This window comes from Candidatus Tumulicola sp. (assembly GCA_036490475.1).
Classification (GTDB): domain Bacteria; phylum Vulcanimicrobiota; class Vulcanimicrobiia; order Vulcanimicrobiales; family Vulcanimicrobiaceae; genus Tumulicola.
In genome coordinates, this window is the sequence record DASXDT010000001.1 from 274,745 (window position 1) to 287,739 (window position 12,995).

Genomic DNA, 12,995 nt, shown 5'->3' on the forward strand with positions numbered 1-12,995 from the left:
GTCAGTCGTCGTCGTCCACCGGGTTCGAGACGTGAGATTGACGGGAAATGCACCGATCGTCGCTGCTCGACGGAATGTTCACGAATCGTCGAGGCTGCTGCGTAAAGTCGAACATATCGACCATCGACGTGGCCCGGTCGTCGGTGGTGTGCATCGAGGGCAAGCCGAAGTTCTGCTCGACAAACTTGAGGATGCTTGCAAACTCGTACTGCGTATGTGAGATCTGGCCCTTCGGAACGTACGGTGAGATAACCAACATGGGGACGCGGAAGCCGAGACCACCCATATCGTCGAAGAACGGCGGTGGTTCGTGGTCGAAGTAGCCGCCGAAGTCGTCCCAAGTAACGATTACTGCCGTCGAGTCCCAATAATTGCTTTTTCCTACCGCATTGACGATCGAAGAAACCCACGACGGACCACAGTCGATCGTGTTGCTTTTTGTTGAGTTCCACGGATGGTCGGAATTATCGGAGTTCGGAATAACCCATGAGACCGCCGGCAACTGGTTGTTCGCGATGTCGTTAAGCGCGTTCGTTTCGGGCCACGAAACGTTGGTTCCCCACTCATTGGGATCGTTGTAAACATCTGATATCGCTGCAAATGCATCCCATTCAGCGCCGACGGATCCGCCGATGTATTTCGGCGTGTAGTACTTCCACGAGAGGCCGGCGGAGTCGAGAAGGTCACGCATCGTTTTCGTCTGGAACGATATGCAGGGAGCTGGACCGGGATCCTTTCCCCTCGCCGAGTGGTAGACTCCATGCGTCGTGAGCCAGGCAGTGGTCTCGCTGGTCGCCCTACAACCCCAGTCGGTAAACGAGCTCGGAAAATCGATGAGGCTCCACGAGGGTTTGAGTTGTGACGTTCCAGCTACCAGATCGAGGTGAGCGGTAAAGCTGCCGCTGCCTTGCGTCGTGAACATGTGGTCGCTCAAACCGTACTGCTGCGCCATCTTCCAGTACGGCTTAATATCGGAGGGATCAATGTACATGTACGGATACGTTCCCACTGCGTGTCCGTTTATTTGCTCCAGGTTAAATCCATCCATGTCGCAATGCGTTTTCGGACGCTTATTCGTGCCGTCACACGATACGTCGTAGGCTATCGAATCGTGATTGATGTCCTGGTTCCCGGCGAGCGAACGCTTCACCAGATTGATTTTCGTTTTCTTGTATGTATTTCCGACCGGCTTCAGGTAGTAGCCGTAGGTCGCACCGTCGGCGCCGGGATACGTTGCAAAAAGATTGTCGAACGTGCGGTTCTCTTGCACGACGATGATAACGTGTTTGATGTATTGCCCGCTCGTTGCGTTCATCGAAACCTGCGAACCGGTATGTGGGGCGTACGACGAACTACTGCCGCTTTCCGAGCAAGCCGTGAGCATCGCGACGATACCGGCGATTGCCAGCGTCCGGAAACAAAACATGTGCCATCAACTCCGCAGCATGAGGTAACTCGCGCTTACTCGGTTCCTTCTCTAAGCCCTGCGATGCGCCTGAGTTCAGCGCTAGTTTCTGGCCGGGTAACGACTATTTATGAACCACAGTCATCGTCTCGCCGTCCGATCGACAGCGCTCACGCGCTAGGTCTCTGCCTCGGCGGTGAGTCGGACCAACTCACGCGCATAGAACTCGATTGCAGCTTGCGGCAGCAGCCCTTTCTCGCTGAGCACGATGCCGTTGATGGCGGTTTCGGACTCTTGCAGACTTTGGTGTAGGCCCTTCGCAGCGTTGCGCTGAGCCGTGCCCTTGATTCGTTTCCAGATTTTTTCGGTGAGTGTAATTCGTCAATACCCGTAACATGCAGCTGTAGGGCGTAAGTTTGCCGAGGGCCGTTTTGATACGGCCCCAAGCGAAGATCGAAGTTAGTTTTTTTGCGGTCGGGCTATTCGCAATACCGTATGGCAAGAGGCCGGTTAGCCCGCTACCGTACGTGTACTCAAACTTTCCCCCGGGATACGTGAAGACGTTTACGGCGCTGAAAAACGCAAAGGTGCAGTACAACTGACCCTGGTTCGGGCCGAGGGCGCACATGCTCGGATCCGACTCTTGACCGTTTTCTAAGACAAGACGACTCGTCGGCGAGCTTTCCGTGTACGGCGGTGCATAGATATCGACGGACGAAAAGTTACCGTTGGTCCCGATAAGATTTTGATGGCGATCGAACTGAAGGCTCCCCGGGAATCCAAGAGAGATGTTCTTGAACAGTTTTGCAGGCATCTTTCCGCCGCGGAACTCTGCGACGTAGGTACCGCTGCTGCCAGGATCGCGATACGAAACCCAAACATTGTTGCCTTTGTCGACCGCGAGGCCTTGCGGCGTCGAGATGTCGGCATCGGTGAGCGTGCTGGTAACGTTGCTTCCGGTGTATTGTAAGATGTTTCCCGGACCACCGCTGTTCGCGACCGCGTCCGACACGTAGACGTGGCCTTTCGTATCGAATGCCACATTGTTTGGAAGCGTATCCCCGGATATCGTAAGCACCGTTTTCACCGCGCCACAATTGGGAGCGTATTCCGTGACGGTCTTCGGATTGGCGCCCTGGTCGGGCACCCAGAGGTTCCCGGACTGGTCAACGCCGATGCCGCCGTTAACACTTGTGAATGGACCGACCGAGCAAACAGGTGGTTGGTTCGAGCGATTCCCACGTTTGAAACCGTACACCGTCGAGCTGCCGATCGGCGCGAGGTAGGTCATGCCGGTTCCGGCATCCGACTCAACCGAAACGCCTTGGGGTTGCAGCGCGGTGGGCGAAATGGGGCTGCCGTACTGCGAATTTCCCGAGCAGCCGGCGAGGAGGAATGCTGTTAGCGAGGTGCTCAAGGCGAGCCTCGCCAGATCGTTGCGACGCATGAAATGCTCTCTTCCGAGTCGACAAATTGAAATTGTTGAGGAACGTCGAACGGAGTTGGTCGCGGCAAGCGCTACCAGGTTCACGGCAAATCAAACGTAGGACGCGGCTCCATCTTATCATAATAGTGGGAAACTCGTCTGTACGGAGGATCCCTGTGAGGGTCGCGTCGGCCTCATTCGGTTATGCGGGCGAGAAACGATGGCCGCAGGTAGCGAGCACCCCATGTTGAACCGCGCGTGCGCGGATGTACCGGTCGTTCGGCTCTATCAGCCGGACAGCCGCTCTTTGGGGAACGGAGTGTTTGTGACGCTCCACGACGTCCTTTGCACCGGCTAGCCAGGTCGAAAGGAAAGAAACTCCATGCAACGTCCCGTCTTTACTACCGCAATAGCTGTTGCCGCCGTCGCCATACTCTTCGGTTGCTCGGGCGGCGCGTCACAGAGCCCGAACTCAACGCTTCCGAGCCTGGGTGCAACGCGACCCCAGACGGTCGAGGGCTCTCAGGTAATGCCCGATACTGCCGTCGAGTTCGCGTACGAGGCAAACGAAGGTTCGACAACCGTTTCGGCTTACAAGATCGAGAGCAACGGCACGCTGACGTCGGTGAAGGGTTCGCCCTTTACGGCAGGATCCGCCCCATCGGGCGTAGCGATCGATCCTACCGGCAAGTTTGCTCACGCGTCGAATGCCGCTTCGGCTAATGTTTCTGCATTTACGATCGACGCAGCCAGCGGTGCGCTAAAAGCGATTCAGGGTTCACCGTTTGGTGCAGGCACCTCACCCTCGGGCGTGGCCGACACCGGCAAATTTGCCTACGTGGCAAACGTCGGGGTCAGCAGCAGCAGCAGCGTCTCGGCGTATACGATTGCGAGTAGCGGTGCGTTAAAGGCGGTGAAAGGATCGCCGTTTGCGGCCGGCAGCAGCGCTCAATATATCGCAACCGATCCATCGAGCAAGTTCGTGTACGTACCGAACGCTGGTTCGAATAATATTTCGGCGTATAAGATCGCGAGTAGCGGCGCGCTCACGCCCGTCAAGGGGTCGCCGTTCGGCGCGGGGAGCGAAGCATTCGGCGTAGCCGTCGATCCGTCCGGAAAGTTTGCGTACGTTAGCAACTATGGTTCGGGCAACGTTTCCGCCTACACGGTGAACGCATCCAGTGGCGCGCTGACGCCGATTAAGGGATCTCCGTTCGCGGCCGGTACTGGGCCCTGCAGCGTGATCGTCGATCCTAACGGCAAGTTCTTGTACGTACCGAATCTGAGTTCCGGTGATGTCTCTGCGTATCTTATCAAAAGCAACGGTGCGCTTACGCCGGTAAAGGGTTCGCCGTTCGCGGCGGGTGCCGGAGCCTGCTACGGAGCGGTCGATCCCGCGAGTAAGTTTGCGTACGTCGCCAACAGTGGCGCCGACACCATTTCGGGGTACACGATCGGCACCAACGGCGCGCTGTCGCCGCTTAAGGGATCTCCGTTTCCCGCCGGCCCGACTCCGGCAGTCATTGCTATGTGCCGCGTAACGTCCGGGAAATGCGTTCCGCCATCGTTATAATCTGATATCGCCGTGGTGATGCTCGAGGACGCGCTCAATCGGTACTTCGGGTATCAAACGTTTCTACCGCTGCAGCGCGAGATTGCGGAAGCCACTCTGGCGGGCCGCGACGCGCTAGCATTACTCCCCACGGGTGGCGGAAAATCGCTCTGCTACCAGTTGCCGGCGATATTGGACGACGGGCTGACGCTCGTCGTGTCGCCGCTGATTGCGTTGATGAAAGACCAAGTAGACGCGCTCGAAGCCAATGGGATCCCCGCGACGTTTCTAAATAGCTCTATCGACTCGACGACCGCTGCCCAACGGCTCGACGCGCTCGATCGCGGTGAATACCGCCTCCTGTATGTCGCGCCGGAACGCCTCGTTCTCCCCGGCTTTCTGGCCGGTCTGAAGCGATGGAACCTGCGCCGCATCGCCGTCGATGAAGCCCACTGCGTCAGCGAATGGGGCCACGATTTCCGGCCGGAATACCGCCGGATCGCATCGGTTCGAGCGCTCCATCCGACAGTTCCGATCCTCGCGCTCACAGCGACGGCAACGCAGCGCGTTCGCGACGACATCGAGCGTTTTCTCGAGTTGCGCGAACCGCAGCGTTTTGTCGGCAGCTTCAACCGGCCCAATCTTCGATACTCCGTATTGCCAAAGCACGGTGTCGTCGGGCAGTTGGTTCCGTGGGTGCAAGAGCGGTCGAAAGAGAGCGGCATCGTTTACGCGCAGAGCCGCGATACGGTGGAGCGGCTCGCTCGCGAACTGCAGGCGGGTGGCGTGCCCGCATTGCCGTATCACGCCGGCCTCACGCCGCGGGAGCGGTCGCGCAATCAAGAGCTTTTCATACGCGACGAAGTTCGCGTGATCTGTGCGACCATCGCTTTTGGGATGGGCATTAACAAGCCGAACGTACGGTATGTCGTCCACTTCGACGTTCCGAAAAATCTGGAGGGTTACTACCAAGAAACGGGGCGCGCCGGCCGCGACGGACTGCCGAGCGAGTGCGTCTTATTCTTGAGCGGCGGCGACGCGTCCAAACAGCGCTTCTTCATCCGGCAAATCGAAAACGACGAGGAACGGGCTCAGGCGGAACGTCTGCTGCGACAGATGCTCGATTTCGCCGCAACGCCGCTTTGCCGACGAGCGCATCTCCTTCGCTACTTCGGCGAGGAGCAGGTTGCCGAACGTTGCGGCAACTGCGACAACTGCTTGCAGCCGGTCGAGCAGATCGACGGTACGTTGCTCGCGGCGAAAATGCTATCGTGCATCTATCGGGTTCGCGAGCATCGAGGATTCTCAACCGGAGCGCAGCACGTGATCGACGTGTTGCGAGGCGAACGAACGGAAAAGGTACTCTCTTGGGGTCACGAGCGCTTATCGACGTTTGGGATCGGTAAGGATTACGGCAAAGAGCAGTGGACGGCAGTGCTTTCGGAGCTCATGCGAACCGGATGCGTTGAGGAGGGCGAGCATCGCACGGTCGTATTGACGAATGAGGGACGGCAAGCGCTTAAAGAGCGGCGTACCTTTCTCTTCGCGATGCCGCGAGCGATCGAACGCAAGAAGGGTCGACGCCGGAAGGCCGCTGCCACGAATGACGTCGCAGTGGGTGACGAAGGCTTGTTCGACCGCCTGCGCGCGCTGCGCAAGAAATTGGCCGACGAGCAGGGCGTTCCGCCGTACGTGGTATTCTCCGATGCCACGCTGCGCGACATGGTCGCCGTCCAACCGTCAACGCTTGCGGCATTTCGCCAGATCGGCGGTGTCGGGGACGTAAAGCTGACGCGATATGCAGACGTCTTTTTGCAGGCAATTCGGTCGCAAACGGATTAATCAATCAACATCCGCCGCGACGCTGGCGGTGAGGTCGAAATGAAAAGCTACATCACGGGGTTGGCCGTCGCAATCGCATTAGCCGGGTGCGCGAACGCGCAATCGACGGCCACCGGCGGCCGTCTGCCCTACACGCCGGCCAACTATTCTCACGCCGATTCCGGCGATCCCGTTCTCTACGCCGTCAGCACGTTTGGCACCGGCGGTGCTGAGATGTACGATTTTAAAACTGGAACACGCATCGGCTCGCTTCCGGGAGAATACGGAAATGCGACAACCGTTTGTATCGGCGCCAAGCACGATGTCTGGGAAGCTGAAGGCGGTTACAGCAAGGGCTCGATGGTCGAATATGCGCCGGGCGCCCAAAAGGCGCGTGCGATGATCGTTACTAAGTATGGACCGCCGTACGCGTGTTCGGTCAACCGTAACACGGGTGATTTGGCGGTCCCCATCAGAGCACGGATCGCAATCTTTCCACGGGCGCCACGATTCGCGCCGATTTACTATACGCCGGTCGACCACGCGAGATATACTTCGTGCGTCTACGATGGAAGCGGAAACCTGTTTGTTGTTGGGCACACGAGGCGTCGCGGCGGCGTATTTCTTGTCGAACTACCGCGGGGCACCACAACGTTTCGGACGATTACGCTGGACCGCAAGCTCAGGAAAGCCGGTGGCATCGCCTGGGACGGCACGAATCTCGCGATCGGTGACGGCGCCACCTCGACCATCTATCGCTTCTCCGTTAGCGGTTCGCAGGCTAAGACGATCGGAAAGACCGTCCTCGAGGGCGGGCTGGATGTATATTATCCGTTTAGCATCTATAATGGCACGGTGACGGCGGCTCTCGCACAGACTACCTCCGCCGCCGGCTTCGCTTTTTGGAAATATCCTGAAGGTGGCACTCCGTTCAAGACGTTTTCGCAGGGCTATTATGAGTCATTTGCCGTAGCAAAATAGCCGCTGGCACATCACGTTGTCGATGTGCTCTGAGGCGAAGTACGTAAAACACATACCCATAAACGTCGCTGCATTTTCTAAAAAGCGCGATCTCTTCACGTTGTGCGAGCATAGCGTCTTTGCGGAAGCAGGGACAACACGTGCTTAGTAGCTTCGTCGTCACCCGGTCCTTCGCGTGGCAGACCCGAGTGCAGTTCCCAAAATAACGACATTCGAAGACATCTTTCAGCAGACGCTTAGAAGAAGCGGTTGTAGTGTAAAAACGCATCGTCCCGAACGTAGCCATCGGACTCATATAGGCCCTGCGCTTTCGTGTTATCGACGGCCGTGCTAAGCGTGAGGCCGGCACTCCCCGTCTCTCGCGCATGTTCCTCCGCGCGTTGCATCAACGCCCGCCCCAGCCCACTACGCCGCGCCTCCGGCCGAACGAATAAGTCATTCAGAAGCCACAATCGTAACATCCGATCGGACACGAACAGGGGATACAAGTGCACGAAGCCGAGCGGATCCGCGACCCTGCCTAAAGCGATGAACAGAATCGACTCGCGCGCGATCCAGCGCTCGCGAAGAAAGCGATACGACGCATCCTCGTCGGAAGGCTGACCATAGAACACTCGATAATCGTCGAAAAGAGGCGCGATCGATCGAATGTCTGCGTCTCGTTCGGCCCGGACGATTTGAAACGGTTGACTGAAGCTCATGTTATTCCTTTAGGAGTATAATGCACTAAACGCCCCTCACCTTCGAAAAGCCGACGACGCAGACGCACTAACTGCACTGGCTCTCCGCTCCAAGCGGGTCTGGGGCTATGACGAGGCCTTCATGCAACTCGTTGCTCCAGGCACAGCGTTGGAGAGGAGCGCTCCATCCTCGGCGGCGGACGCATGCTGCCGATTATGGCGCTCAATATTGAACGTTAGCGTATCGTTAAATGCGTCGGCGCGTTCCGAAACAATAACTTATCCGCGGTGGTAGAGGTGCTGAAATGAGGTCGCGGCTCCACGCGTTTCTACTGGCGTTGGCCTTCCTTTGGGGTGTGTTGGCTCCCCCGGCCGCGCTTGCCGCCGCGGAGCCATCGCTCACCGTGCCGGTGCTCGACGCTACGCCCTCGATGAACGGCTCGATAGACGCAACGTGGCAGAAGGCCGCGCAGTTCACCCTCGACACCGATTTCACGAATCGCCGGCCCGCGGCGGAGCCCACCAAAGTGTATGTCGGACAAGAGAATGGGAACCTCGATATCGCCTTCGACGTGCAACAGAAAGAGGGCCAGATCGCCTCGCAGGAGACGAACTCGTCAAGCGTTCTGGGCGACGATTACGTCGGCGCGTATTTTTATCCGCAGGGGGCTGCGGGCATCTCGTATTCGTTCATCGCCAATCCGCACGGCGCTCGCTTTCAGACGTCCAGCGAGAACACGGCCTACACGCCGCAGTGGGCCGCCGTCGGCCATGGAACGCCAACCGGCTACGTCGTGACGATGCGCATCCCGCTTGGCATTATGCGCAACGGGGGTTCGACGTCGTGGCGTGCGCAGTTTCTCCGCGAGAACGTCTCGACCAACAGTTTGGATGTCTGGAGCTTCGACGCTCGATCTTCTTCTGCGGGCGATCCGATCTTCGCTGGCACGATCAACAATGTGGGAGCCGGCGCTCTGAGTTCCACGCCGTCGTCACGACCCAAGGCCCGTGTTCAAACCTACGCGCTGAGCGAGTCGACCTCGAAGGCGAATGGCGGCAGCACCTCGCGCATCGGCGCGGATTTCGCGATTCCGATCGCGCCGACGGTCTCGTTCGTCGGTACTTTGCACCCCGATTATTCGAACGTGGAAGTCGATCAGCAGACGATCGCACCGAGCGCCTATGCTAGGCAATACGCGGAGGTCCGGCCGTTCTTTACGCAAGCGGCATCGTATTTCAACGGGCACACCGCCTGCCTGAATTGCCCGCAAACGCTGTACACTCCGGCGATTCCGACGTTCGGCCAGGGGTACGCGGTCGAAGGGACGCACGGGTATGCGAATTTCGCCGCGTTCGATGCGATCGGCGACCAGAGAAACGACGCGGCTCAATCGTTCAACTATAACTTTGAAAATACGAACGAGAGTTTTGGTATCGACGCCCAGCACGTCGGCGTGACCGCCGACGGGTTCAGCGATGCGACGACAACCCTGAATCTCGGTTATAACGACTTGCGAGGGCATCTGTTTGCCTATGCAAATCTGGGGCAGGACCGGGGTTCGTTTGTGACCGATCCATCGCTCGGAAACTACTTGGAGACCGGTGCCGGCTACGCCGATGCAACCACGACGATCGGTGCGAGCCTGCAGCAGATCGGCGCGCAGTTCGACCCGATCGACGGGTTCGTTTCGCAAACAGACATTCAGGGGTACGAGACGGTCGGCCAGAAGACGGTGAACTTCGCACCGAAGACCGTGCTGCACGATATTTCGGCCCTCATCTTTTACGCCCGCTATAACAACCATTTCGGCCAACTGGCGCAGACCGACGCGACCGGACAGGTTAACTTCGATCTTCGCGACTTATTTTCGGTGCATCTGTATCTCGGCTCGAACGGCATCCGTACGTTGAGCGATGAGTTTCTGCCGTTTCAGACTAACGGTGCGATGGTCGGCTATCGCATGAACACGTCGACGCCTAGCTATGTCTCGTATAGCGGCGGCAACTATTATCACGGGAATCTGCAGTCGTGGACCTATTATGCAACGGTCCCGCTGGCTCGCAAGGTGCATGTGGCGCTGGAAACCGACGAGAATCAGTACGGAACCGTTTGGGCGGGAGAATCGACGACGCGACAGTGGCTGGAGCGCGTTGGTGTCGATTGGCAGTTCAACCGGCAGGCGTCGTTCGATTTGGGTGTCCGGCGGATCATCGGCGCAAATATACCGAACGCGTTTCAGCCTTTAGTGTATGACGATCCGCAGATTTGCAACATCAATCCGTATAACCCCGGCTGTCTTGTCGATGCCGGCAACGTGACGGCTGCGTTCCACTTCTTAACGGCCAAGAACGAGTTTTACGTGGTGTACGGCAATGCCGATAATCTTTCGACGGAACCGTCGCTGTTCTTAAAGTGGATTCGGTATATCGGGGCCGAGAAAGGGACGTAGCGTCGGATTCAAAGCGGGCCGATCAATCCGGGGATTGGCCGGCCCGCTCGCGGGTTTAGTAGTCTTCGGCGTCGAGAACGGAAGCCGGTGCGTTCCCGGATTGGAACGGCGGCGCTGTTATCGGAACGAAAACGCTCGGCGGCTTCTTGAAGTTAAACGCGTCCATCAAATCGTCCGAACGCATGTCGGTGCCGTGCAGCGCACCCTTCTTGATACCGAAGGTCTTCTCGGCAAACGCCAGGATGCTCGCGAACTCGTGTTGCCGATGCGAGACGTAGCCTTTCTTGGCGTAGGGCGAAACGATGACCAGCGGGACGCGGAAACCGAGTTCGTAGCTATTGTAGATTTTCGGCGGTACGTGATCGTACCAGCCACCCCAGTCGTCCCATGTGATAAAGATTGCGGTGCTGTCCCAATACTGGCTTTGACCGACGGCATTGACGACGGCGGCGACCCACGACGGACCGGCGGCACTCTTGCTGCCCGGGTGGTCCGAATGCAAGTCGTCGGCGGGCATGACCCACGAGACTCCCGGTAGATTGCCGGTCGAGATGTCGGTGAGAATCGATGCCGGCGGCGTAACGACGTTGGCGTAGTCCGGGCCGTAGCGGATGTGTTTGATCGAATCAAAGGCGTGCCACCAACCCGGTCCGAGGTTGCGCTGATAGTACTTCCACGTGACGCCTTGCTCGTCCAAGAAATCGGTCAGCGAAGGCCGGTCGAAGCACGGGTACAGCGACGGACCGTTCAGCGCGTTGTGGAGATTGATGGTATCGACCAGCATTTCTTCCGGGGCGTCGCAACCGGCCGGGCCGTCCTTGCCAGTCTTGGGATAGTATGGTCCGCCCGCGATTTCGTCGACCGTTTGCGGCAATGCGCGCGCGGTCGCGCTGACGATGTATTGGTGCGATGGATAGCTGCTGGATTGATCGGTCTCGAACATGTGATCTGCGAACGCATATTGCGTCGCCATGTCCCAATATGGCTGCGCCTCGCTGGCCGGGACGTAGGAATACGGGCGCCATGCGAGTTTCACCGGTTCGACAAGATTAAATCCGTCTTGTTTACCGTTGTCCCATTCGGTTAAGAAAATCTGGTGGCCGTGCCCGATGTCCCATGGAGCGGCCAGAGACTGTGGCTGCAACTGCACCGTCTGGCCCAGCGAATTGGGGCCGCTCTGTGCGATCGTCGCGCCCTCTGCGATCAACTTCGACGACTGGAACAGATTGTCGGGCGTGCGATTCTCTTGAAAGATAATGACGACGTGCTGGATCGGGGAGGTTCCCGTGAACGCGAGTTTCATATGGGAGGTCGCGGCGTTCGAACTCGCCGGCAACGATGCGGTTTGCGGGGCGGAGCACGCAGCGAGCGCCGCGATCGTTACGAGCGGAATAAATCGCGTATGTTTCATCGATTGCTCTCTATTTCTGCCGGCTACTGCGTGTCGACGGGAGTGTAGTCGGGCGGCTGTCGCAGGAAGTAGTTCTTGTCGAGGCTCGAGGGTACCGCGACGAATGCACGGGGTTTGCTCTTGAAGTGAAAGAGCGTCGTAAGGCTGTGAGCGCGCACGTCGTTGGAGTGAAGGCTGCCGAGTTTGAACGTTTCCTCGACATACTTCACGACGCTCGCGAACTCGTACTGTGTGCTCACGACTTGGCCCTTGCCTACGTAGGGCGAGATGATCAAGAACGGTACGCGGAAACCAAGGCCGCCCTGATTATCGATGAACGTCGGCGGAACGTGGTCGTAGAAGCCGCCCCAATCGTCCCATATGACGAGGATCGTCGTGTTGTTCCAATATTGGCTCTGTCCGACAGCGTTAACGACCGACGCGATCCACTCCGGCCCATGATACGTGGCTTTGTTACCTTCCGGGTGGTCGGAATTAACATGGGTTGGGACGATCCAATTCATCTGTGCGAGCGTTCCGTTGCTGAGATCGTTGAAGATGTTGGTCTCCGGCACAGAGATGTTCGTGGCCCATTCCGGTCCTTCGCGAACCGCCTGGATGGCGTCGAAGGCGTCCCAGATGTTGCCGGTGTCACCGCCGCCTTGATGGGGCGGCGAGTAGTACCGCCAGCTGACACCCTTCGCGTCGAGCAGATCGCGCAACGTTCCCGTTGGGTAGGTGAGGCATGGGAACGGTCCCTGACCGGATTCGAGCTTCAACTTGGTGGTGAGGAGATCGGTGACCGTTGCTGGGGGTTTCTTTCGAGAATCGCAGCCCCAGTGGTTGTTATCGGACGGTACGTTGACGATGCTGTGCGTGGGGTCGATCTTGGTCCAGCCCGCGATAAAATCTTGATGTGCGGTGAAGCTGCCGCTGCCTTGGGTTTGGAACATGTGATCGCCGATTGCATAGTTTTGCGCGATGAACCAATACGGTTTGATCTCGTCGGGATTGGCGTACTGGTACGGGTAGTCTGCCGGCGTCACCGGAAACGAGTTGATGTAGGTGTGGTTGAACCCGTCCATCTGACAAACGCTACCCTGGAGATCGCAGTCGATCTGATACTGCGGGCGCATGTGATTCATGTCACGCGCGGCAAGATGCGCTTCTTTGAGTGCGATGACTTTGCCGTTGCTCTCCTTGCCGGTGGTCGTGCCATCGACGCCGGGGAACGTTGCAAAGAAATCGTCGAAGGTTCTATTCTCTTGGATCATGACGATGATGTGCTGG

The 12,995-nt window shown here is 58.1% G+C and carries 9 protein-coding genes; 4 read left to right on the forward strand and 5 right to left on the reverse strand.

Annotation, left to right across the window (positions count from 1 at the left end):
* Position 1: 1 nt before the first annotated feature.
* Both VGF98_01485 and VGF98_01490 read right to left on the reverse strand, forming a co-directional pair.
* Positions 2-1,426: an alkaline phosphatase family protein gene (locus VGF98_01485; protein ID HEY1680298.1), complete on the reverse strand. Its 1,425-nt coding sequence runs from the start codon at positions 1,424-1,426 to the stop codon at positions 2-4.
* A 190-nt stretch (positions 1,427-1,616) separates the two neighbouring features.
* Positions 1,617-2,852: a hypothetical protein gene (locus VGF98_01490; GenBank protein ID HEY1680299.1), complete on the reverse strand. Its 1,236-nt coding sequence runs from the start codon at positions 2,850-2,852 to the stop codon at positions 1,617-1,619.
* A gap of 361 nt (positions 2,853-3,213) precedes the next feature.
* Between VGF98_01490 and VGF98_01495 the strand changes: the two genes are divergently transcribed.
* Genes VGF98_01495 through VGF98_01505 form a run of 3 tightly spaced genes read left to right on the forward strand, consistent with a single transcriptional unit; the run spans position 3,214 to position 7,185 of the window.
* Complete coding sequence (locus VGF98_01495; GenBank protein HEY1680300.1) at positions 3,214-4,404, forward strand: beta-propeller fold lactonase family protein; 1,191 nt, start codon at positions 3,214-3,216, stop codon at positions 4,402-4,404.
* An 18-nt stretch (positions 4,405-4,422) separates the two neighbouring features.
* Positions 4,423-6,225, forward strand: coding sequence for a DNA helicase RecQ (recQ, locus tag VGF98_01500; protein ID HEY1680301.1), 1,803 nt, complete (start codon positions 4,423-4,425; stop codon positions 6,223-6,225).
* A gap of 39 nt (positions 6,226-6,264) precedes the next feature.
* Complete coding sequence (locus VGF98_01505) at positions 6,265-7,185, forward strand: hypothetical protein (GenBank protein ID HEY1680302.1); 921 nt, start codon at positions 6,265-6,267, stop codon at positions 7,183-7,185.
* A gap of 236 nt (positions 7,186-7,421) precedes the next feature.
* Here the strand turns inward: VGF98_01505 and VGF98_01510 are convergent, their stop codons facing one another.
* Entirely contained in the window at positions 7,422-7,886 is a 465-nt protein-coding gene (locus VGF98_01510; GenBank protein ID HEY1680303.1) for a GNAT family N-acetyltransferase, read from the reverse strand.
* Positions 7,887-8,170: 284 nt separating this feature from the next.
* Between VGF98_01510 and VGF98_01515 the strand changes: the two genes are divergently transcribed.
* A complete protein-coding gene (locus tag VGF98_01515) occupies positions 8,171-10,315 on the forward strand; it encodes a hypothetical protein (protein HEY1680304.1) in 2,145 nt (714 codons plus the stop codon).
* Between the two features lie 55 nt (positions 10,316-10,370).
* Here the strand turns inward: VGF98_01515 and VGF98_01520 are convergent, their stop codons facing one another.
* Both VGF98_01520 and VGF98_01525 read right to left on the reverse strand, forming a co-directional pair.
* The gene (locus tag VGF98_01520) at positions 10,371-11,726 is read right to left on the reverse strand and encodes an alkaline phosphatase family protein (protein HEY1680305.1); all 1,356 of its coding nucleotides are present in this window, start codon (positions 11,724-11,726) and stop codon (positions 10,371-10,373) included.
* A gap of 23 nt (positions 11,727-11,749) precedes the next feature.
* Positions 11,750-12,995, reverse strand: a 1,246-nt coding sequence (locus VGF98_01525) for an alkaline phosphatase family protein (GenBank protein ID HEY1680306.1), incomplete at its 5' end; no start/stop codon positions are given.